Below are 20,501 nucleotides of genomic sequence, written 5' to 3' on the forward strand. Positions count from 1 at the left end.
GGATCAGTTCACCCGCCCCATCGCCAGGAACTTCGCGCGACGATCCTTGCGCAGCGCATCCGGCGAGAGCGACACCAATTCGTTGAGCGAACGCTCGATCGCATCGCCCAATGCGGCGATCGCCGCCGCCCGATCGCGATGCGCGCCGCCGATCGGCTCCGGCACGATGCCGTCGATCACGCCGAGCGCTTTCAGATCCTGCGCCGTCACCTTCATTGCCTCAGCCGCTTCGGGCGCCTTGTCGGCGGTCCGCCACAGGATCGAAGCGCAGCCCTCAGGCGAGATGACCGAATAGACCGCGTGCTCGAACATCAGCACGCGATTGCCGCTGGCAAGCGCGACCGCGCCGCCGGAGCCGCCCTCGCCCACCACCGCCGCGACCATCGGGACGCCGAGCGCGAGGCTCGCCTCTGTCGAGCGTGCGATCGCTTCGGCCTGTCCGCGCTCCTCCGCCTGAAGGCCGGGGAATGCGCCGGACGTATCGACCAGCGTGACCACGGGAAGCCCGAATCGGTCCGCCAGCTCCATCAGGCGCACGGCCTTGCGATAGCCCTCGGGTTTACCCATCCCGAAATTGTGACGCAGCCGCGATGCCGTGTCGTCACCCTTTTCGTGGCCGAGAACGAGCACGCGCCGTCCACGGAAGGTGGCGAAGCCGCCAAGGATCGCCTGATCGTCGGAGAAACCCCGATCGCCGGCGAGCGGAACGAACTCGTCGAACAACCCGGCGACATAATCCTTGAAGTGCGGCCGTTCGGGATGACGGGCGATCTGGGTTTTCTGCCAGGCCGTCAGCTTCGCGAACGTGTCGCGCAACAGCTTATCGGATTTCGCCTGTAATTTGGCGACCTCCGCGTTGATATCGACGCCGCCATCGGCGCCCGTCTCACGTAGTTCGTCGATTCGCGCTTGTAGTTCGGCGATCGGCTTCTCGAAATCGAGGAAAGTCGGCATCCGTGCGCGCTAGGGCGAGCGCTTCGCCACGTCAACGAGCGGATGGCGTTCATTGACCAGTTCGACCAGCCGGCGGCTGTCGACATGGGTATAAATTTCGGTCGTGGCGATGTCCGCATGGCCCAGCATCGACTGGAGCGCGCGTAAATCCGCGCCCCCTTCCAGCAGGTGAGTCGCGAAGGCGTGGCGGAGCACATGCGGGCTGATGCGATCCGGCGGAATGCCGGCATTGGCGGCAAGCGCGCGAATCAATTGATAGAGCCTGACGCGCGATAAATGCCCCTTGCCCGACGGGAACAGGAACGTCCGATCCGCCGCGACATGCTCGCGCCACCGCGCCACCGCAGCGCGCGCGCGATCGGAAACCGGCACCAGCCGCTCGCGCCCGCCCTTGCCGCGCAGGATCAGGAACGGGCGATCCGGCTGGATCGCGTTGCGGGGCAATGAAACGAGTTCGGTCGCGCGCAGGCCGGAGCCATAGAGCAGTTCGAGCAACGCCTCCATCCGGCTGTCGTTCGGATCGGGCGGATTGCGCGCCAGTCTCGCGGAGACAGTCTCGAACAGCCGATCGATATCAGCATGGGAAAGCGTTTTCGGCAGCGCGCGACGGGCGCCGGGACGAGGCAGCGCAACGCCCGGATCGTCGCTCCGCATCCCTTCATCGACGAGGAACGCGTAGAAACGCCGCAGCGCCGCTGATTTGCGCGCCACGCTCGCCCGCGACAGCGGCAGCCAGCTTTCCCCCAGCCGGGCCAGCGCCGCCCCGTCAGCAGACGCCAGATCACCGCCCAGCACCTCCGAGGCGAGTGAAAGGTCGCTTCGATAGGCCGCGATGGTGTTGCGCGCGGCCCCGGCCTGCGCGGCCATCATCTCCAGAAAGCGATCGATCAGGGCGCGATCGGCATCCATCCCGATGCGCGTCAGATGCGGGTCAGCGCCTCTACCGCGATCATCCGTGCCTCGCCGCCCAACCCGACGACGCGTAGCGCGGTGATGATGCGATAGAGCATGTCTGGCGGCACACCGCGCCAGTCGCCGGTCTGCATGCCCGCAGCGGCCAGCAGCAGAACGGTCGCCGGCTGGCGTTCACGGGTGGCGCGATCGAGTGCGCGGGTCCACGCATTATCGACCCCGATCTTGACGTTCAGTTCCTGCGCCCCGCGCTCGATGTCGCTCGCGGTGAGCCGACCAAGGCCAGCGAGCCCCGCGAAGAACAACTGCTGTTTGCGCGCGCTGGCATAGCCCGAAACCTGCCCATAGCCGATCCTGCTGGCGGCATCCGGATCAGCGAGCATCAGCATAGCCCAGCCGTCCGTCCCCTGTGCCACGGTGTCGCGCCAGCGCATCGCGGTGCGGTCCATACCCGCCGACAGCATCGCGGCGATGATGCGATCCGCTTCGCCTTTGCCATCGCCCGGACGGACCCGCGCGGCGGCGCGCGCGGTGAGAATCAGGCGGGCATATTTGCCCTGCGCGTCAGCCGCGCCCTCCCATAATTGGCGAAGCGCGCCAAGGCGGGTCGGCACGTCCGCGCCGGCATAGGCGCTACGCAGATCCGATGCGGTGGCGGAGAGCGCCGCCGGCATGTCATCCGCCGCATCGATCGCGCCATAGAGATCGACCAGCGCGAGGTTGGACAGCACCCCCATTGCCGCCGCGCGCTCGCCCGGGGCGGCGCGGTCTGCAAGCGGGATCGCGGGCGCGAGCGCGCGCCACCCGGTCACCTGGGGCCCCACGGTGTCGTAAAGCGAATCGGGCACCGCGATGCCGGTGGCGGTAGCGAGGCCAAAACGCCAGGCGTTGAGCTGGACGACGGGCGTCCACTCGATCGTGATCGCCTGACGGCTATCCGCGCCCGCGCCGATAACCTTCTGCGCGAGTTGCAGGTCGATGCCGCTCGCCACACGCGCGCGGCGTGCCTCCGCGATCAGCGGCTGCGCCTCGCCCGGCTCACCGACGAGCGCGGCGCACATCGCCTGCGCAAGCACCCAGCCCGGCTGGTTGTCATTGCGCAGCGCGGCGTCGGTCAGCGGGCATAACGCGCCGGGATCGGCATTCGCCAGCGCCGCCTGCATCCACACGTCACGCAGCTTGGGCGTCGCATTGCCGATATCGACCGACTGCACGACCGCGCGCGCCGAAACCGATTCACCCATGCGCAGCAGCAGCCATGCGCGCTCCGCCGCGAAATCCGCGCCGTTCAGCCCGTATGGCGTATCCGTTTGCGAAACCAGCGCGCGGCGTAGCGCGATCGACAGCCAGCGTGAGGGGAGCGGAGCGGAAAGCCGCCGCATCAGCACCTCAAGGAACCGTCCGTCGGCATTGCCCCACGCATCATGGGCGAAGCCGCCCTCCGCGGTGCCGGTCGGGCCAATCAGCGCGAGCGAACGGCGCGCGAAGGCGGGCATCTCATATTGCGCTAGCGTCGCCGCATCGGGCGTCGGCGTCGCGCTTGGGGTCGGCGTTGGCAAGACGCCATTGTCGGGCAGACCGAGCGGAACCGGCTGTGCGACTGAGGCCGGCGCGGCGGGAGCAGCGGGCGCCGGCGCGCCAGTCTGCGGCGCGGCACTAGGCTGCGCGACCGGCTCGCCGAAACCGGGCGGCAGCAGCGATTCGGGGGATTTGTTGCTCTGGGCGACCGCAGCAGCGGCGAGCGTGGCGGCCGTCAGCGCGGCCGCGGCGACCTTAACCCGCGAGATTGCCAAGCTCGACCGCCTTTTCGATCCGGGTCGTCGGTTTTTCACCCGCCCGACCGGCGAAGAAAAACAGTGCGCCGATCACGATCAGCAGCAGCACCACCAGCGAGACGATCAACCGAGACATCAAACCATCCTGTCCGTCGCGAGAACCCGACCACTCAACTATGGTCACCGCGCCGCTGCGCTGTATAGCCGCGCTGACGATGTTGCAAAGCCCCGCCCCCGCTTCCCATGTCTGGACCGGTCAGCCGATCGTGCTGGTGGGGCTGATGGGCGCTGGCAAATCCACCGTCGGGCGGCGACTGGCGATCCGGCTCGGCCTGCCCTTCGTCGATGCGGATAATGAGATCGAACAGGCGGCGGGGATGACCATCGCCGAGATGTTCGCGCAATATGGCGAGCCATATTTCCGCGCCGGCGAACGCCGCGTGATCGCGCGACTGATGGACGGCGCGCCCAAGGTGATCGCGACCGGCGGCGGGGCCTTCGTCAACGATGAAACCCGCGCACTGATTCTGGCTGAGGCGCTGACGGTGTGGCTCGACGCGTCGATCGATGTGCTGGTGGAACGGGTGCGCAAGCGCGACCATCGCCCGCTGTTGACGGGAAAGGACCCCGAAACGGTGCTGAGAGAATTGGCGGCGATCCGCAACCCGCTCTACGCTCAGGCGCCTGTCCGGGTGCCGAGCAACAACGTGCCCCATGACATGACGGTGCGGGCGATATTGGAGGCGATCGGCAAGTGAGCGTGGTGAAAGTCGAATTGGGTGCGCGCAGCTATCCGGTGATTATCGAATCCGGGCTGCTCGCCCGCGCCGGCGAGCATCTCGCGCCGATCGCACGCGGCCGCCCGATCGTGATCGTCGCGGATGAGAATGTCGCGCCGCATCTCGCCACGCTGCGCGGCTCGCTCGACGCGGCGGGGTTGCGGAGCGAATCGATCGTGCTTCCCGCTGGCGAAGGATCGAAAAGCTGGACGACGCTTGAGGCGCTCACCGATCGGCTGCTCGATCTCGGCGTGGAGCGCGGGGATCATGTCGTCGCGCTGGGCGGCGGGGTGATCGGCGATCTTGTCGGTTTCGCCACCGCGATCCTGAAGCGCGGCTGCCGCTTCGTGCAGGTGCCGACCACCTTACTCGCACAGGTCGACTCGTCGGTCGGCGGCAAGACCGGGATCAACACGCGCGCGGGCAAAAATCTGGTCGGCGCGTTCCACCAGCCAAAGATGGTGCTGATCGATCCGGACGTGCTCGATACGTTGCCCGCGCGGCAAGTCCGCGCCGGCTATGCCGAGGTAGTGAAATACGGGCTGATCGACGACCCCGATTTCTTCGGCTGGTGCGAGGCGAATGGCGCGAAGCTGCTCGCGGGCGATGCGGCAGCGCGCACCTATGCCATCACCCACTCCGTCGCCGCCAAGGCGCGGATCGTCGGCGACGACGAGTTCGAAACCTCCGGCCGGCGCGCCTTGCTCAACCTCGGCCACACCTTCGGCCATGCGCTGGAGGCGGAAGCCGGCTTTTCCGACCGGCTGCTGCACGGCGAAGGAGTCGCGGCGGGCTGTGCGCTGGCGTTCGGCTTTTCCGCTACGCAGGGGTTCTGCACCGCGACAGATGCCGAGCGCGTCGCGGCGCATTGGCGGGCGAGCGGCCTGCCCGATGGCCTTGCCGCCGCCGGGATCGATGCGCCCGCCGCCCGGCTGGTCGAACATATGCGCCATGACAAGAAGGCGAGCGCCGGACGCATTCCGTTCCTGCTCGCGCGCGGGATCGGGGAAACCTATCTCGATCGCGACGTCGATCTGGGCGCGGTCGAGGCGTTCCTCGCGGCGCGCTGATGCCGCATCAACCGCGCAAGCCGCTCCACGCGAGCCATAGCCAGCCGCCGATCAGCAACACGCCGCCGATCGGCGTGATCGCGCCGAACCAGCGCGGCGCGCCGATCGCCATCAGATAGAGCGTCGCAGCAAACAGCCCGCCCCCGACAATGAACAGCCATGCCGGCCCGCGCATCTCCAGTCGCAGCGCGACCAGCGCCGCCACCGCGTGGATCAGCTGGTAATGTGCGCCCGTCTTGAGCCATTCCGCCGCGGTGCCGCTCGCGCCATGCGCGCCGAACGCGCCAGCGCCCACCGCCATCGCGCCGGATAGCGCCGCAAGGATCATCAGCAGATTCATTTGTTGGTCCCCCATGGCACCTGCTGCGCGGTCAGCGCGCGCGCCACACGGGCATCGCCCGCCTCGATCTGGATACGCAGCCGTTCCTTGTCGCGCGCACGGTACATTTCCTCCGCACGATCGATATTGGTCTGATCGACGCCGAGGCCGTGCAGCGCGCTTCGCGCCATCTTCACCGCGGATTCCAGCACCTCACGCACCACAAGCGCGGCTGGGCCGGCCTTGAGCTTCACCAGCGCCCGGCGATCATACGCGCGAACGTAAATCGCGGCATTGGGGAACGCCTCATGCACGCCCTCCATGATATCGGGCGAAATCTGATCTCCATCGATGCAGAACATGATCAGTTCGGCCTCTGCCGCGCCCGCCTGTCGCAACACGTCGATGCGCGTGCCGTCGCCATAATAGACCTTGGCGCCGAATTCGGCGGCGATATCGATCATCTCGATATCGGTATCGATCAAGGTGACCGGGATTTCGCTCGCCAGCAGGATCTGTCCGACCGTCTGGCCGAAGCGACCATAGCCGACCACCAATGCGTTGGCGCCGTCCGCGCTCGGCCCCTCCCGTTCCTGATCGCCGCTGACGGGCTGCTCACGCAGGCGCCGTGTGGCCATCATCAGGAACGGCGTGGTCGCCATCGACAGCGTGATGATCGCGCCGAACAGCGATGCCGCGTCCGGCGCGATGAGATAGGCATTGGTCGCCTGCGCGAACAGCACGAAGCCGAATTCGCCGCCCTGGCTGAGCAGCACGCCCAGCGCCAGCGCACCGCGCCAGTTCATGCGGAAAGCCAGCGCGATCAGGAAGATCACCAGCGTTTTCGTCGCGATCAGCGCGGCCGCCATCGCCGCCACGAACAGCGGCCGTTCGGCGATCGCGTGGAGATTGAGCATCATCCCGATCGTCAAGAAAAACAGGCCGAGCAGGATCGAGCGGAACGGCTCGACATCCGCCTCCAACTCATGCCGATACGGGCTGTCCGCCAGCATCACACCGGCCACGAACGCGCCCAGCGCGGTGGAGAGGCCAAGCGCTTCCATCAGCGCCGCGCTGGCGATCACGGTGAACAATGCGGCGAACACGAACATCTCGCGCTCGCCCAGATTACCGATGCCGCGAAACAGCGGCCGCAGGATGAAGCGACCGGCCGCGATCAGACCGACCACCGCACCGATGGTGTAGATCGCCAGCAGCCAGCCCGGCGGGCCGCCGGTATCCGCCGGATTGCGGCTCATCGCGGCGATGATCGTGATGAGCGGGATGATCGACAGATCCTGGAACAGCAGGATCGAGAATGCGCGCTCGCCAAACGGTGTGCGCAGCCGTCCCGCCGATTGCAGCATCGGCAACACCTGCGCCGTCGATGAAAGCGCCAGCGGCAGCCCGAGCGCGAGCGCGGCGGGGATCGAGAAATGCGCGAACACCGCGATGATGGCGCTGATCGCGATCCCGCACACCACGACCTGGATCAGCCCGAGCCCGAAGATATCCTGCTTCATCCGCCACAGTCGCGCTGGGTTCAGTTCCAGCCCGACGATGAACAGCAGCAAGGTGATGCCCAGCTCGGCAATGCCCAGCTTGGATTCGGCATCCCCGACAAGTCCCAGCAATTGCGGCCCGACCACCGCGCCCGCGACGAGAAAGCCCAGTGTCGCACCCAGCCGCAACCGACGGAAAAGCAACACGAAGCCAAGCCCGGCCCCCAGCAGGATGAAGCCATCGCGCAACAGCGAGGTCGTCGCGCCGGGGTCGCTCATTGCGGTGTTTCTCTCGCCTGTTCGGCTGCCTCCGCCGCCGCCTCGAACGCGAGGCGAATCGACGGATGACGCGCGGGATAGCTCAGCGCCGGGATGAACACGTCGATGCCGGGCCAATCCGGCAACGCGCCCGCTCCCGCCAGCCACGCGGTCAGCCCGTCACGCGCGATGCGAAGCTCCTCGGGCGAACGACCGACGACATTGGCCGCAAGCAGCGCTGACGAAGCCTGCCCCAGCGCACAGGCGCGAACCAGCATCCCGATCTCGCTGACCCGTCCGTCCGCGCCAAGATTGACGTCCACCGTCACGCGGCTGCCGCAGATCGGGGAGCGTTTTTCGCTCGTTGCCATTGGCGCATCGAGCCGGCGATCCGGCACCTGCGTGGTCAGCCGGAGAATGCGTTCATTGTAGAGCGGAGCGTTCAAGGGCTGCCGTCCTTCGCGGCGCTCGCGTTCTCCGCCGCGGGGAGCAAGCCCCCGAAAACCGCCTCGCCGCGGCGGCGGCGATCCACGAAATCGGCGATCCCCGCGCTGGTCGCGTTGAGCAGCGGATAAGTGCGCGCCTGCGCGAGCCACGCCGGACGGTGCGTCGGGCCGCCGCCGATCGTATCGAGCACGAGCACGATCAGGAGAAAGGCGAGGCTCGACAGGATCAGGCCCTTGAGCGCGCCAAAACCAAAACCGAGCGCGCGGTCGATCGGCCCGATCACCGAGGTCCGCACCCGCGCCCCGATCGCGTTCGCCACGACGCGCCCAAGAAAATAAGTCAGCCCCGCCAGCACCGCGAATGCCAGCACCGCCGCGCCCGATTGCGTGCCGATCAGCCCTGTCAGCACCTTCGCCAGAGGAAGATGGAAGAGCTTCAGCGCGAAAATCATCGCGACCCATGCGAACAGCGCGAGCACCTCCGTTACGAAGCCACGTTTGATGCCGAGCAGGGCGCTTCCCCCCACCGCGATCAGAACGAGGATATCAACGCCGTTGAGGTTCATTGGGTCCGCTTCGAGAATAGGGTGCGCATGAGCCGCTACCCGCGCCCCAGCATATGGTCAACGAATTGCCCTAGCGTCCGGAAGCCGGCGAGTTGCAAATCGCTTTTCTCGCGCGCGATCGCCACCGGCACCAGCGCGCGTTCGAACCCCAGTTTTCCCGCTTCCTTCAGGCGCAGCGCGGCATGCGCGACCGAGCGTATCTCGCCAGACAGCGCGATTTCGCCAAACGCCACCGCCTCCGCCGGCACGGGCCGCTCGCTCAACGCGGAAACGAGCGCCGCCGCGACCGCCAGATCAGCCGCCGGATCCTGCACCCGATAGCCACCGGCGATGTTCAGATAGACCTCCGCGGAAGAGAAACTCAAGCCGCACCGCGCCTCCAGCACGGCAAGGATCATCGCCAGTCGCCCCGAATCCCAGCCGACCACAGCGCGGCGCGGCGTCGCCCCGCTCGCCAGCCGCACGACCAGCGCCTGTATCTCAACCAGCACCGGCCGAGTGCCTTCGAGGGCGGGGAAAACGGTGGTGCCGGTCACCCCTTGCTCGCGCTGCGTGAGGAACAAAGCGGATGGGTTCGAAACCTCCGCCAGCCCCTCCGTTTGCATCGAGAATACGCCGATCTCGTCGGTACCGCCGAACCGGTTCTTGATCGCGCGCAGGATGCGATATTGATGGCTGCGCTCACCTTCGAAGGCGAGCACGGTGTCGACCATATGCTCCAGCACACGGGGGCCAGCGATCGTGCCGTCCTTGGTAACATGGCCGACCAGCACGAGCGCGGTGCCGCGCTCCTTCGCGAAACGAATCAGTTCCTGGGCGGAGGCGCGGACCTGGCTGACCGTCCCCGGCGCGCCTTCGATCAGATCGGAGTGCATCGTCTGAATCGAATCGATGATGAGCAGCGCGGGCGGGCGTTCCTGTCCCAATGTCGTCAGGATATCGCGGACGGATGTGGCGGCGGCAAGTTGCACCGGGGCACTGCCCAGCCCGAGTCGACGCGCCCGCAATCGCACCTGATCCGCCGCCTCTTCACCGGAGACATAGGCAACATGCGCGCCCGCAAGCGCCATCTTCGCCGCCGCTTGCAGCAGGAGCGTCGATTTGCCGATCCCCGGATCGCCACCGATCAGCGTGGCGGAGCCCTCAACGAACCCGCCGCCCAGCGCGCGATCAAGCTCCGCGATGCCGCTCTCCAGCCGCGCGGGCAGCGCGACTTCCGCGTCCAGCCCGACCAACGTAATCGATCGGCCGCCGCCTTGCAGATTATGCTTCGCCTGAAACGGCGTAACGATCGCCGGCGTTTCTTCGACGATCGTATTCCATTCGGAACAATCGAGGCATTGCCCCTGCCACCGCGACGTGACGGAGCCGCACGACTGACAAACGAAACGCTTCTGGATCTTGGCCATCGCCCATCGGTAGCATCAGCGGAACGATAGGGGAACAGCGGTGACAGGTCGTTAACTTTTGCAGGCGAGAGACGATGCGATGCGCATGATCGATCCTGTGCCACTTTATCATAGCTGGCCGCTGACCGAGCGCCGTTCTCGATTCAACAGCATGCGCTTGGAGCGGGGCGAACCGGGCGGCCAATGGTCCTGCGATCTCGCAACCGAGGAATTGACGTGGGAGCCGGAGATTTACGCGCTGTTCGGCTTTCCGGTCGGTGAGGTTATCGCACGCCGGACGACCGCGGACCGCTATATCGGACGGTCGCGTGACGTGATGGAGGAATTGCGCGCCCACGCAATCTCTCATCGGCGCGGGTTCACCGTCGATGTCGAGATCGCGCCGGCCGACGGGGCTGCGCCGCGATGGATGCGCCTGATGGCGGCGCCGATATGTGTCAATCGACGCGTGGTGGCGCTCGAAGGGATCAAATGGGCGATCGCCACGCCAACATAAGTATCGCCGGAATAGGCCGGCGGAAACATCGTAGCCGTTATCAGCCCTTTGCGCTCATTCGCGCGCGGGTATCGTCAGCCCGCGCTGCACCGCCGGGCGCGCCAGCCCGCGCTCCAGCCATGCAGCGACATTGCCGTAATTGTCGAACTCGACCACCTCGCGCGCCTCATAGAATGTGATGAGGTTGCGCACCCAGCCGAGCATCGAAATATCCGCGATCGTATATTCGTCGCCAAGAAACCAGCTTTTCCCGTTCAGCGCCTCATTCATCACGCTTAGCAAACGCTTCGCCTCATCTGCGTAACGCTGGAGGGGGCGCTTATCCTCCCATTCCCTGCCGGCGAATTTGTTGAAGAAACCCAGTTGCCCGAACATCGGCCCGACGCCCCCCATCTGGAACATCACCCACTGCACGGCCTGCCAGCGCGCGGCCGGGTCGGAGGGAATGAATTTACCGGTCTTTTCGGCGATGTAGAGCAGGATCGCACCACTTTCGAACAAGCCTATGGGGCGGCCGCCGGGGCCATTTGGATCAATGATTGCCGGGATCTTCCCATTCGGGTTTAACGTCAGAAATTCAGGTGTTTTTTGATCATTCTTCCCAAAATCGATCAGGTGTGGCTCATAGGGTAGCCCGGTCTCTTCCAGCATGATCGAAACCTTCACGCCATTGGGCGTCGGCAGCGAATAGAGCTGAACACGATCGGGGTCTGTCGCGGGCCAACGTTGTGTGATCGGAAAGGCGGAAAGGTCACGCATCCTGAATGCTCCGGCGAGAATAGAGACGCCTTGCAAGTAGGCACGCGATCGCCCGGTTCAACCAGCTTTTCATCCCCTTCCCGGCTCCGCCCGTCGCCCAAGGCTTGCGGACCCGGCTTGAGGCAGGATCGTTGTCCTAAGATAGAACCGAGGAGTGAATATGTATCGTAAGGTGTTTTTGATCGCAGCGAGCGCCATGCTTGCCAGCCCCGCGCTCGCGCAGACCGCAGCACCGGCGCCTGCCGCCAGCGCACCTCACGCCGTAGCGGCCGGGGCAACCGTTTATGATGCACAGGGCGACGTGGTCGGCACCATCGCATCGAACGACGGCACGAACGCCGTGGTGGACACAGGGACCGTAAAGGCAGCGTTGGCACTCACCGCGTTCGGCACGAGCCCCAAGGGTCCGACGCTCGGCATGACCAAGGCCCAGCTCGAAGCCGCTGCCTCTCAACAGCAGCCGAACTCGGCCGAATTCAAGGCCAAGCTAGTCCCCGGCGCGGTCGTTTATGGCAGCGGCGGTACGGAAGTCGGCAAGATCAAGGAAGTCGATGCCGAGTTCGTTACGCTCACCGCATCGCAAGGCGATGCGCGGCTCCCGATTGCCGGCTTTGGCCCGGGCGCGAAAGGGATAACGATCGGCCTGACCGCCCAGCAATTGGCTGAAGCGATCAAGGGCGCGGCTCCCAAGCAGTAACCGAAAACGGCTCGCCCCGGCAGCACCGGGGCGAGCCTTTCGATCAGGCTGCCGCTGGGGCGGTCTCGAGCGCGGCGCGCACCGCCGCAACCGCATCTTGCGCTTTCGCCGCATCCGGGCCGCCACCTTGTGCCATATCGGGACGGCCTCCACCGCCCTGCCCGCCGAGTGCGGCGACCGCACTCTTCACCAGTTCGACCGCGCTAAACGTCGCGACAAGATCATCCGTCACGCCCACGGCAACCGAGGCGCGGCCATCGTTGATCGCCACCAGCACCGCCACCCCTGAACCGAGCCGCTGCTTCGTTTCATCCACGGCGCCGCGCAGCCCCTTGGCCTCGAAGCCGTCGAGCACCTGCCCGATGAACGCCACGCCACCCGCCTGTTCGGCCTGCGCTGGCGCGGCAGCGCCGCCGCCGCCCATTGCGAGCGCTTTCTTCGCCTCGGCCAGTTCGCGCTCCAGCCGTTTGCGCTCCTCGATCAGCGATACGACGCGCGCGGGCACTTCATCCGGCGTGGTTTTGAGCGCAGACGCAGCCTCGCGCAGTTTCTCGTCGCGTTGCACGAACCACGCGCGCGCCGCCTCCCCGGTCAGCGCCTCCACGCGCCGAACGCCAGAGGAAACCGCACCTTCGCTCACGACCTTGAACAATCCGATATCGCCGAGCGCATTGACGTGGGTGCCGCCGCACAATTCGAGCGAATAGATTTTGTCGCCGTCCTCGGTGCCCATCGACACAACGCGGACCTCGTCGCCATATTTTTCGCCGAACAACGCCATCGCGCCCATTTCGATCGCCTCGTCAGGCGTCATCACACGCGTCGTCACCGGGCCGTTCTGGCGCACCATCGCGTTTACGGCGGCCTCGGTATCGGCAATTTCGGCGGCCGTCATCGCGACCGGATGCGATACGTCGAAACGCAGCCGGTCCGGCGCGACGAGCGAGCCTTTCTGCGCGACATGCGTGCCGAGCCGCTGACGCAGCGCCTCGTGAAGCAAATGGGTGGCGGAGTGATTGGCGCGAATCGCGCCGCGACGCTGAACGTCGATCGCGAGGCGCACCGGATCACCGACCTTCACCTCGCCCGCATCGACCTTCGCATGGTGGACGAACAATTTGCCGAGCTGCTTCGAGGTGTCGGAAACGCCGGCCGCGAAGCCGTGATCGCCCGTGATATTGCCCAGATCGCCGACCTGGCCACCGCTCTCGCCATAGAAAGGCGTCTGGTTGACGATGATATCCACCGCATCACCCGCGCCAGCCCGATCGACGCGCACGCCATCCTTTATCAGCGCAAGAACAATGCCTTCGCCAGTATCATTCGCGTAACCCGTGAACTCCGTCGCGCCTAGTTCCTCAACGAGATCGAACCAGAGCTCATCCGACGCCTTCGCCCCGGACCCCTTCCATGCGGCACGAGCGGCACGCTTCTGCTCGGCCATCGCGCTGTCGAAACCGGCGCGATCGACCGACAGATCCTGCGCGCGCAACGCGTCTTCGGTCAGATCGTAAGGGAAGCCAAAAGTGTCATAGAGGCGAAACGCGGTCTCGCCCGGCAGCACGTCGCCCGGCTTCATGCCGGTGGTGGCCTCATCGAGCAGCTTCAGCCCCTTGTCGAGCGTCTGGCGGAAACGCGTTTCCTCCTGTTGCAATGTCGCCTCGATCAGCGGCTGTGCACGGACCAGTTCGGGATAGGCCGCGCCCATCTCAGCGACCAGCGCGGGCACCAGCCGGTGCATCAGCGGATCTTTCGCGCCGAGCAGATGGGCGTGGCGCATCGCGCGACGCATGATGCGGCGCAGGACATAACCGCGCCCGTCGTTCGCCGGCAGCACGCCATCGGCAACGAGGAAGCCCGAGCAGCGCAAGTGATCGGCGATCACGCGGTGGCTCGCCTTCATCTCGCCATCGGTCGGCGTATGCGTCAGCGCGCCCGACGCGGCGATCAGCGCCTTGAACGTATCCGTATCATAATTGTCGTGGACGCCCTGCATCACCGCCGCGATGCGCTCCAGCCCCATGCCGGTGTCGATCGACGGCTTGGGCAGATCGCCGATGATCTGATCGGCCTCCTGCAGGTGCTGCATGAACACGAGGTTCCAGATCTCGACGAAACGATCGCCATCCTCGTCGGGCGATCCGGGGGGGCCGCCGGGGATGTGCTCGCCATGATCGTAGAAGATCTCCGAACACGGGCCGCACGGGCCGTCCGATCCCATCGCCCAGAAATTATCCTTGGTCGGGATACGGATGATCTTGTGATCGGGCAGGCCCGCGATCTTCTTCCACAGATCGAAAGCCTGATCGTCGGTGTGATAGACCGTCACTAGCAGGCGATCGACATCCAGCCCGAAATCCCGGGTCAGCAACGTCCAGGCGTGGGTGATCGCCTGTTCCTTGAAATAGTCGCCAAAGGAAAAATTCCCCAGCATTTCAAAGAACGTATGGTGCCGCGCGGTATAGCCGACGTTATCGAGATCATTGTGCTTGCCACCAGCGCGGACGCATTTTTGCGATGAGGTCGCGGTGGAATAAGGCCGTGTCTCCAGCCCGGTGAACACGTTCTTGAACGGCACCATCCCGGCGTTGACGAACATCAGCGTCGGGTCATTCTGGGGCACGAGCGGAGCGGACGGCACGATCTGATGGCCGTTGCTGCCGAAATAGTCGAGAAACGCGCGGCGGATGTCGTTGGTCGATGTCATGCCCGCGACTTAGGCGAGCATGACAGAACGCTCAAGTGAGACAAATACGCCTATGCGAAGGATTCACGCGGCGGCCTTGCGCGCCTTCTCGAGTTTCTTGACCAGCATCTGGCGCTTCAGGCGCGAGATATGGTCGATAAACAGCACGCCGTTCAGATGGTCGATCTCATGCTGCACGCATGTCGCCATCAGGCCGGAGAATTCCTCCTCATGCGGCGCGCCATTTTCGTCGAGCCATTTTACGCGGCAGCGCGCGGGGCGCTCCACCTCGGCATATTGCTCGGGAATCGAGAGACACCCCTCGCTGTAGGTCGACATTTCGTCGCTGACCGACAGGATTTCCGGGTTGATGAACGCGCGGGGATCGCGCTTCGCCTCCGGCTTGGCGTCTTCTTCCTCGGTCTCGCGCTCCTGAAGATCGACCACCATCACGCGACGGATCACGCCGACCTGGCTCGCGGCGAGGCCGATGCCGTGCGCGGCATACATGGTGTCGAACATATCGGCGACGAGCGTGCGGACATCATCGTCCACCGCCTCCACCGGTTCACAGACCAGACGCAGACGGGGATCGGGAATCTCGACGATAGGCATTACGGACATGGATGTGAGCTAGGAGCGCCGACGGCGGGCGTCAAGCGACCGGGCGACGCGCGCGCAACGCCTGCGCCAATGTGCCCTCATCGAGATAATCCAGCTCGCCGCCCACCGGCAGGCCATGCGCGAGCTGCGTCACCCGCACCGGGAAGCGCTCGATTCGCTCAGCGAGGTAATGCGCGGTCGTCTGCCCTTCCAGCGTGGCATTCATCGCCAGCACCACCTCATCGACGCCGCCAGCCTCGATCCGGCGGATAAGCGAATCGATCGAGAGGTCCTCCGGCCTTACCCCTTCGAGCGCCGAGAGCCGGCCACCGAGCACGTGGAACTGCCCCGGAAACAGCCGCGAGCGCTCCAGCGCCCACAGGTCCGCCACCTCTTCCACCACGCACAAAGCCCGCGCATCGCGGCGCGGATCGGCGCAGATCGCGCACGGATCGGTGGTATCCACATTGCCGCAGACCGAGCAGGTCGCGAGCCGCTCCTCCACCCGCGTCAGCGCGGCGAGCAGCGGCACCAGCGCTGTTTCGCGTTTCTTGACCAGATGCAGCACGGCACGACGCGCCGACCGCGGCCCCAAACCGGGAAGCCGTGCCAGCGCGCTCGTCAGCGCTTCGATCTCCTGCGATGCCATAAGCGGAACAGATAGGGGGTTGCGCGCCGCGCCGCCAGCGTGTCGAGAACGGGCCATGCGGATCATCTTCATGGGAACGCCAGCCTTCGCCGTGCCGACGCTCGACGCGCTGGTCGATGCGGGTCACGAAATCGTTGCTGCCTATAGCCAGCCCCCGCGCCCCGGTGGGCGACGCGGGCGTGAACTCGTCCCCTCTCCGGTGCAGTGTCGCGCGGAGGAGCATGGCATCGCCACCCGCACCCCGGTCAGCCTGAAATCGTCGGAGGAACAGGCGGCATTTGCAGCGCTTGGGGCCGATGTCGCGGTGGTCGCGGCCTATGGCCTGATCCTGCCGAGCGCGGTGCTCGATGCGCCACGGCTCGGCTGCCTCAACGTCCATGGCTCGCTGCTGCCCCGCTGGCGTGGGGCGGCGCCGATCCAGCGCGCGATCCTCGCCGGAGACCCGGAAACGGGGGTTGGCGTCATGCAGATGGAGGCCGGGCTCGATACCGGCCCGGTGCGGCTGGAAGGACGCACCCCGATCCATGGCAAGACGGCCGGGGAATTGACCGACGAACTGGCGCTGCTCGGCGCGCGGTTGATGGTGCAAGTACTCGCTGACCCTGATGCCTACCCGTCGGTCGCGCAGCCGGAGGACGGCATCACTTATGCCGCGAAAATCGCAAAGGACGAGACGCGGCTCGATTTCACGCAGGATGCGGCGATGGTGGAGCGGCAGATTCGCGCGTTCAACCCGCCCGGCGCGTGGTTCGAGATCAATGGCGAGCGCGTCCGGATGCTCGCGGCCACGGTAGAACGCGACATCGGCGGCGAGCCTGGAACCGTGCTCGACGACAGGCTCACCATCGCCTGCGCAGGCGGAGCAATCCGGCCATCGCTGGTTCAGCGCGCCGGGCGCGGAGTGATGACGACGGGGGATTTGCTGCGCGGCTTCGCCATCCCGGCGGGCGCGATATTGTGACGCGATTCGCGCTGACGATCGAATTCGACGGCCGCCCCTTCATGGGCTGGCAGCGCCAGGCGCATGGCCCCAGCGTGCAACAGGCGCTGGAAGACGCGGTGTTCGCGATCACAGGTGAGCAAGTGGCGGTCCATGCCGCCGGGCGTACCGATGCCGGCGTTCACGCCACGGCGATGCGCGCGCACGTCGATATCGAGAAACCGATCACACCTTTTCGCCTGATGGAGGCGCTCAACGCGCGGGTCCGGCCCGCGCCGGTGGCGGTGCTAGCTGTCGAAGAAGTGGCAGATGACTGGCACGCGCGCTTCTCCTGCGTCGCCCGCCACTATCGCTACACCATCGTCATGCGGCGGGCGCAACTCACCTTTGAACATGGGCTGGCGTGGCGCGTCGCGCCACCGCTGGATGTCGCGGCGATGCGGGCCGGCGCTGAGCGACTGGTCGGGCGGCATGATTTCACCACCTTTCGCTCGGCCCATTGCCAGGCGGATAGCCCGTTGAGGACGCTCGACCGACTCGACGTGGTGACAGACGGCACCCGGATCGACATTTTCGCCTCCGCGCGCTCGTTCCTGCACCATCAGGTGCGCTCGATGGTCGGCTGCCTCGCGCTTGTCGGTCAGGGAAAATGGTCGCCCGACGATGTTTCCGCCGCGCTGAACGCACGCGACCGGGCGGCGCTCGGTTATAACGCGCCACCCGACGGGCTTTACTTCATCGGCGCTGACTATCCGGACGCGTGAAGCGCGCGGCGAGTTCGACATGCGTTGACCAGCGGAACTGGCCGACCGGCTGCACCCATTCGAGCGTATAACCACCTTCGCACATCGCCTTGGCGTCCCGCGCGAAGCTGGCCGGGTTGCACGAAACATAGCCGACCACGGGCACTTTGCAGGTCGCCAGCGCCTCCGCCTGTTCACGGGCACCAGCGCGCGGCGGATCGAGCACCACCGCGGCGAAGCGATCCAGCTCCGCCGGCGCGAGCGGCCGGCGATAGAGATCGCGATGTTCGACGAACACCGGCCGCTGCGCACGCCCTGCCGCGGCTTTCAGCGACAGAACCGCTTCTCGCCCGCCCTCCGCAGCATAGACCTTCGCCGGAAACGCCAACGCGAACGTACCGAGACCGGCGAACAAGTCCGCGATCGTCGGCGCGCTCCCAACCGCCTCACGCATCGCCGCGACCAGCGCCGCCTCGCCTTCGCGCGTCGCCTGAAGAAACGCGGCCGAGGGCAGCGGGACGGGCAGGTCGCCCAACGTCACGGTTACTGCATCCGGCTCCCATCGCACCTCGGGGCCAAAGCCCCCATCTAAGGCGAAACGAGCCAGACCGTGTTGCTCGGCAAAGGCAGTGATCGCCTCCGCTGCTTCCAGCCCCTCTGGCACCGCGCCGGAAATCAGCACGTCCACGCCCTGATCCGCGAGCGCGAGATGGATATCGAGCCGCCGCCGCAACCGTAGCCGCCCGAGCAGGCGCTTGAGTGGCGCGACGATCGCGAACAGCTCGGGCGCCAGCACATGGCATTGCGAAAGATCGACAATCGCGTGGCTTTTTTCGCCGGTGAAGCCCAACCGCCCCGATGGCTCCCAATGCAGGGTGGCGCGGCGGCGGGTATGCGGTGGAGAAAGGACGGGTGGCCGAATATCGGTCGTCAACCCTTGTGCCGCCAGCGCGGATGAGATGCGATCGGTGATGAAGCCCGCCCACGCCGTATCGTCGAGGTGCTGGAGCTGACATCCGCCGCACGCAGGAAAATGGCGGCAAGGCGGCGGCGCGTGATGCGGGCCGGGAACGATCGTGCCGTTCTCGTTCACAACATCCCCGGGCGCGGTGAAGGCGAAATGGCGGCCGTCCGCCGTCACGCCATCGCCGAGCGCGCCGATACGAACAATCTCGTTCACAGACATGCGGCGATCGCCCCTGGCAAATGCCGCGCGAGATCGTCCGCGATGAACGCGGCTCCTGCGCGGCGTGCGGCCTCGCCATGCAGCCAAACGCCCTCGCCCGCCGCGATCGACGCATCACCGCCGACTGCGAGCCGCGCGGCGATCACGCCAGCGAGCACGTCGCCGGTGCCAGCCGTGGACAGCCATGTCGGCGCGGCGCGAGCGATACTCACCCCGCCATCGGGTGTTGCAATCACTGTATCGGCCCCTTTGAAAACAATCGTCGCGCCAGTGGCTTTCGCCGCATCGCGCGCGCGCTCAATCTTGCTCGCGTCGCCGTTTCCGAACAACGCATCGAATTCGCCCCCATGCGGGGTCAGGATCGTCGGCGCGTTGCGCGCTGCGATCTGCTCCGCCCTTACAAGGTGGAGCGCATCGCCGTCGACCACCAATGGTCGATCGCTGGCAAGGGCGTCGCTCAGCCGATCACGCGCACGATCGTCGCGCCCCAACCCCGGACCGATCAGGAGCGCGCCGATACGCGTATCCGCCAACGACGCCGGATCATAGCGCCGCCGCACCACCGCATGCGGCAGCCGGTCGGTCGCGCTGCCGAGCAGGAGCACATATCCCGCGCCTCCAGCCGCTGCTGAGATAGCCGCCAATGCCGCAGCCCCCGGCATCGCCCCGGCAATGATTGCGACCATTCCCCGGCTGTATTTATGCGCCTGAGCCGCTGGCGTTGCCAACTTCGGACGCGCGAGTACCGTGGCACCGCTTTCCACCGGGACGCCGATATCCAGCACCAGGAGCTGACGCGAACGAGCGGCCGCCGGCAGCAGCAGATGCGACGGCTTGAGCGCGCCTAACGCCAGCGTCAGATCATAAATCGGCGAAGCGGATAGCAACCGCCCGTCATCGGTAGCCGCGCCACTCGGCAGATCAACCGCGATCGAAAGCTGTGCCGCCTGCACCAGCCGGACGAGCGCCGCCGCTGTTTCGGTTTCCAACCCGCGCGTCAATCCAGTGCCGAACAGCGCATCGACCAGCACGGAAGCCGGTTGCGCGGCGGCGAGCGGCTCGACCGCGCTGCCCCAGCCGCGCCTGGCCGCGATCGCCGCCGGGCTGCGCGGTTCGCCGGTCGAAGCCACCCGCACCGCATGGCCAGTCGCCGCCAATATCCGCGCCGCGACATAGCCATCGCCACCATTGTTGCCGGGGCCGCACAGGATCAGCACCTCCCGATCGCCCGCGATCCGACGGACCTGCTCAGCCACTGCCGCGCCGGCCCGCTCCATCAATGCCTCGACATTCGTGCCCGCCGCGATCGCTCGATTCTCCGCCGCGCGCATTTCGGCGTCGGTCAGGATCGGCTTGCCGTCGAGCGGCGTCATCGCCTGGCACCGATCGTTGCGGGCAGGCGGTAGCGGTCCCCGGCCAGCGTAACCTCGATCTCGTTCGCGCCCATGATCACCACTTCTGCCGGCGCGGCACCGTCAGCTGCGACGACCCCACGTCCGTCCTTCGTCACCAGCAGGCGCCGGAAACCTCCGTCGGCGTGGCGCACGGTGAGCACAAGTCCGCGCTCGCTCTGCTCCCGCTCCAGCGCACAGGACCGCGAAAAGGCGCGAGCATCACCGATCGCGCAATCGAGATCGCCCTTGCCGCTGGCCAGTTCGCGATGCTCCTGCTCAACGGCAGCAAGCGCATTCCCGTCGCCGCCGCGTGCGCCGCATCCCGTCAAGAGCGCCGCAAGAAGGATCGCCGCGGCCG

22 protein-coding genes are annotated in these 20,501 nt (G+C 66.3%); 6 read left to right on the plus strand and 16 right to left on the minus strand.

The window, feature by feature from the left end:
- Positions 1–3: 3 nt before the first annotated feature.
- From P0Y64_16130 to P0Y64_16145, 4 genes are read right to left on the minus strand one after another with little or no spacing between them, the layout of a single operon-like run.
- Complete coding sequence (locus tag P0Y64_16130; protein ID WEK42855.1) at positions 4–954, minus strand: acetyl-CoA carboxylase carboxyltransferase subunit alpha; 951 nt, start codon at positions 952–954, stop codon at positions 4–6.
- A 9-nt stretch (positions 955–963) separates the two neighbouring features.
- The gene (locus tag P0Y64_16135) at positions 964–1,863 is read right to left on the minus strand and encodes a tyrosine recombinase (GenBank protein WEK42856.1); all 900 of its coding nucleotides are present in this window, start codon (positions 1,861–1,863) and stop codon (positions 964–966) included.
- Positions 1,864–1,874: 11 nt separating this feature from the next.
- Positions 1,875–3,659 carry a hypothetical protein gene (locus tag P0Y64_16140; protein ID WEK42857.1) on the minus strand — a complete coding sequence of 595 codons (1,785 nt, stop codon included), beginning with the start codon at positions 3,657–3,659 and terminating at the stop codon, positions 1,875–1,877.
- Positions 3,640–3,777, minus strand: coding sequence for a hypothetical protein (locus P0Y64_16145; GenBank protein WEK42858.1), 138 nt, complete (start codon positions 3,775–3,777; stop codon positions 3,640–3,642). Before P0Y64_16145 ends, P0Y64_16140 begins: the two co-directional genes overlap by 20 nt.
- A gap of 79 nt (positions 3,778–3,856) precedes the next feature.
- Here P0Y64_16145 and P0Y64_16150 point away from each other — a divergent pair, with 79 nt between their 5' ends.
- Both P0Y64_16150 and aroB read left to right on the plus strand, forming a co-directional pair.
- Complete coding sequence (locus P0Y64_16150; GenBank protein ID WEK45089.1) at positions 3,857–4,399, plus strand: shikimate kinase; 543 nt, start codon at positions 3,857–3,859, stop codon at positions 4,397–4,399.
- On the plus strand, positions 4,396–5,490 hold the full coding sequence (aroB, locus tag P0Y64_16155; GenBank protein ID WEK42859.1) for a 3-dehydroquinate synthase: 1,095 nt from the start codon (positions 4,396–4,398) through the stop codon (positions 5,488–5,490). Before P0Y64_16150 ends, aroB begins: the two co-directional genes overlap by 4 nt.
- A gap of 7 nt (positions 5,491–5,497) precedes the next feature.
- Here aroB and P0Y64_16160 read toward each other — a convergent pair whose 3' ends face one another.
- Genes P0Y64_16160 through radA form a run of 5 tightly spaced genes read right to left on the minus strand, consistent with a single transcriptional unit; the run spans position 5,498 to position 9,990 of the window.
- Positions 5,498–5,830: a DUF423 domain-containing protein gene (locus tag P0Y64_16160; GenBank protein ID WEK42860.1), complete on the minus strand. Its 333-nt coding sequence runs from the start codon at positions 5,828–5,830 to the stop codon at positions 5,498–5,500.
- Positions 5,827–7,590, minus strand: a complete 1,764-nt coding sequence (locus P0Y64_16165; GenBank protein WEK42861.1) for a cation:proton antiporter — start codon at positions 7,588–7,590, stop codon at positions 5,827–5,829. The genes P0Y64_16160 and P0Y64_16165 overlap by 4 nt, the downstream gene beginning before the upstream one ends.
- Positions 7,587–8,015 (minus strand): iron-sulfur cluster assembly scaffold protein, encoded by a 429-nt coding sequence (locus P0Y64_16170; protein WEK42862.1) that lies wholly within the window; start codon positions 8,013–8,015, stop codon positions 7,587–7,589. Before P0Y64_16170 ends, P0Y64_16165 begins: the two co-directional genes overlap by 4 nt.
- A complete protein-coding gene (locus P0Y64_16175) occupies positions 8,012–8,581 on the minus strand; it encodes a CvpA family protein (protein ID WEK42863.1) in 570 nt (189 codons plus the stop codon). The genes P0Y64_16170 and P0Y64_16175 overlap by 4 nt, the downstream gene beginning before the upstream one ends.
- A 35-nt stretch (positions 8,582–8,616) precedes the next feature.
- Positions 8,617–9,990, minus strand: a complete 1,374-nt coding sequence (radA, locus tag P0Y64_16180; protein WEK42864.1) for a DNA repair protein RadA — start codon at positions 9,988–9,990, stop codon at positions 8,617–8,619.
- Positions 9,991–10,075: 85 nt separating this feature from the next.
- Between radA and P0Y64_16185 the strand changes: the two genes are divergently transcribed.
- Complete coding sequence (locus P0Y64_16185; protein WEK42865.1) at positions 10,076–10,486, plus strand: hypothetical protein; 411 nt, start codon at positions 10,076–10,078, stop codon at positions 10,484–10,486.
- Positions 10,487–10,540: 54 nt separating this feature from the next.
- Here P0Y64_16185 and P0Y64_16190 read toward each other — a convergent pair whose 3' ends face one another.
- A complete protein-coding gene (locus tag P0Y64_16190) occupies positions 10,541–11,245 on the minus strand; it encodes a glutathione S-transferase N-terminal domain-containing protein (GenBank protein WEK42866.1) in 705 nt (234 codons plus the stop codon).
- A gap of 160 nt (positions 11,246–11,405) precedes the next feature.
- Here P0Y64_16190 and P0Y64_16195 point away from each other — a divergent pair, with 160 nt between their 5' ends.
- Positions 11,406–11,942: a hypothetical protein gene (locus P0Y64_16195; protein ID WEK42867.1), complete on the plus strand. Its 537-nt coding sequence runs from the start codon at positions 11,406–11,408 to the stop codon at positions 11,940–11,942.
- A 43-nt stretch (positions 11,943–11,985) separates the two neighbouring features.
- Here P0Y64_16195 and alaS read toward each other — a convergent pair whose 3' ends face one another.
- The 3 genes from alaS to recR all read right to left on the minus strand — a co-directional run bounded on the left by alaS (position 11,986) and on the right by recR (position 15,880).
- Positions 11,986–14,649, minus strand: a complete 2,664-nt coding sequence (gene alaS, locus P0Y64_16200) for an alanine--tRNA ligase (GenBank protein WEK42868.1) — start codon at positions 14,647–14,649, stop codon at positions 11,986–11,988.
- A 63-nt stretch (positions 14,650–14,712) separates the two neighbouring features.
- Positions 14,713–15,252: a peptide deformylase gene (gene def / locus P0Y64_16205; protein ID WEK42869.1), complete on the minus strand. Its 540-nt coding sequence runs from the start codon at positions 15,250–15,252 to the stop codon at positions 14,713–14,715.
- 31 nt (positions 15,253–15,283) lie between these two features.
- Positions 15,284–15,880, minus strand: coding sequence for a recombination mediator RecR (gene recR, locus P0Y64_16210; protein ID WEK45090.1), 597 nt, complete (start codon positions 15,878–15,880; stop codon positions 15,284–15,286).
- Positions 15,881–15,935: 55 nt separating this feature from the next.
- Between recR and fmt the strand changes: the two genes are divergently transcribed.
- The gene (fmt, locus tag P0Y64_16215; protein WEK42870.1) at positions 15,936–16,841 is read left to right on the plus strand and encodes a methionyl-tRNA formyltransferase; all 906 of its coding nucleotides are present in this window, start codon (positions 15,936–15,938) and stop codon (positions 16,839–16,841) included.
- Entirely contained in the window at positions 16,838–17,584 is a 747-nt protein-coding gene (gene truA, locus P0Y64_16220) for a tRNA pseudouridine(38-40) synthase TruA (protein WEK42871.1), read from the plus strand. The genes fmt and truA overlap by 4 nt, the downstream gene beginning before the upstream one ends.
- Here the strand turns inward: truA and P0Y64_16225 are convergent.
- From P0Y64_16225 to P0Y64_16235, 3 genes are read right to left on the minus strand one after another with little or no spacing between them, the layout of a single operon-like run.
- The gene (locus tag P0Y64_16225) at positions 17,556–18,749 is read right to left on the minus strand and encodes a class I SAM-dependent RNA methyltransferase (protein WEK42872.1); all 1,194 of its coding nucleotides are present in this window, start codon (positions 18,747–18,749) and stop codon (positions 17,556–17,558) included. The genes truA and P0Y64_16225 overlap by 29 nt on opposite strands.
- A complete protein-coding gene (locus P0Y64_16230) occupies positions 18,740–20,122 on the minus strand; it encodes an NAD(P)H-hydrate dehydratase (protein ID WEK42873.1) in 1,383 nt (460 codons plus the stop codon). The genes P0Y64_16225 and P0Y64_16230 overlap by 10 nt, the downstream gene beginning before the upstream one ends.
- The gene (locus tag P0Y64_16235) at positions 20,119–20,472 is read right to left on the minus strand and encodes a hypothetical protein (GenBank protein WEK42874.1); all 354 of its coding nucleotides are present in this window, start codon (positions 20,470–20,472) and stop codon (positions 20,119–20,121) included. The genes P0Y64_16230 and P0Y64_16235 overlap by 4 nt, the downstream gene beginning before the upstream one ends.
- Positions 20,473–20,501 lie beyond the last annotated feature (29 nt).

The sequence above is a fragment of the Candidatus Sphingomonas colombiensis genome (assembly GCA_029202845.1).
Lineage (GTDB): Bacteria > Pseudomonadota > Alphaproteobacteria > Sphingomonadales > Sphingomonadaceae > Sphingomonas > Sphingomonas colombiensis.

What these genes read in the sequence shown, in the direction of transcription:
- P0Y64_16130 (WEK42855.1), bottom strand. Translation starts at nt 954, where the DNA reads ATGCCGACTTTCCTCGATTTCGAGAAGCCGATCGCCGAACTACAAGCG.
- P0Y64_16135 (WEK42856.1), bottom strand. Translation starts at nt 1,863, where the DNA reads ATGGATGCCGATCGCGCCCTGATCGATCGCTTTCTGGAGATGATGGCC.
- P0Y64_16145 (WEK42858.1), bottom strand. Translation starts at nt 3,777, where the DNA reads ATGTCTCGGTTGATCGTCTCGCTGGTGGTGCTGCTGCTGATCGTGATC.
- P0Y64_16150 (WEK45089.1), top strand. Translation starts at nt 3,857, where the DNA reads ATGTTGCAAAGCCCCGCCCCCGCTTCCCATGTCTGGACCGGTCAGCCG.
- P0Y64_16160 (WEK42860.1), bottom strand. Translation starts at nt 5,830, where the DNA reads ATGAATCTGCTGATGATCCTTGCGGCGCTATCCGGCGCGATGGCGGTG.
- P0Y64_16165 (WEK42861.1), bottom strand. Translation starts at nt 7,590, where the DNA reads ATGAGCGACCCCGGCGCGACGACCTCGCTGTTGCGCGATGGCTTCATC.
- P0Y64_16175 (WEK42863.1), bottom strand. Translation starts at nt 8,581, where the DNA reads ATGAACCTCAACGGCGTTGATATCCTCGTTCTGATCGCGGTGGGGGGA.
- radA (WEK42864.1), bottom strand. Translation starts at nt 9,990, where the DNA reads ATGGCCAAGATCCAGAAGCGTTTCGTTTGTCAGTCGTGCGGCTCCGTC.
- P0Y64_16185 (WEK42865.1), top strand. Translation starts at nt 10,076, where the DNA reads ATGATCGATCCTGTGCCACTTTATCATAGCTGGCCGCTGACCGAGCGC.
- P0Y64_16190 (WEK42866.1), bottom strand. Translation starts at nt 11,245, where the DNA reads ATGCGTGACCTTTCCGCCTTTCCGATCACACAACGTTGGCCCGCGACA.
- P0Y64_16195 (WEK42867.1), top strand. Translation starts at nt 11,406, where the DNA reads ATGTATCGTAAGGTGTTTTTGATCGCAGCGAGCGCCATGCTTGCCAGC.
- alaS (WEK42868.1), bottom strand. Translation starts at nt 14,649, where the DNA reads ATGACATCGACCAACGACATCCGCCGCGCGTTTCTCGACTATTTCGGC.
- def (WEK42869.1), bottom strand. Translation starts at nt 15,252, where the DNA reads ATGTCCGTAATGCCTATCGTCGAGATTCCCGATCCCCGTCTGCGTCTG.
- recR (WEK45090.1), bottom strand. Translation starts at nt 15,880, where the DNA reads ATGGCATCGCAGGAGATCGAAGCGCTGACGAGCGCGCTGGCACGGCTT.
- fmt (WEK42870.1), top strand. Translation starts at nt 15,936, where the DNA reads ATGCGGATCATCTTCATGGGAACGCCAGCCTTCGCCGTGCCGACGCTC.
- P0Y64_16225 (WEK42872.1), bottom strand. Translation starts at nt 18,749, where the DNA reads ATGTCTGTGAACGAGATTGTTCGTATCGGCGCGCTCGGCGATGGCGTG.
- P0Y64_16230 (WEK42873.1), bottom strand. Translation starts at nt 20,122, where the DNA reads ATGACGCCGCTCGACGGCAAGCCGATCCTGACCGACGCCGAAATGCGC.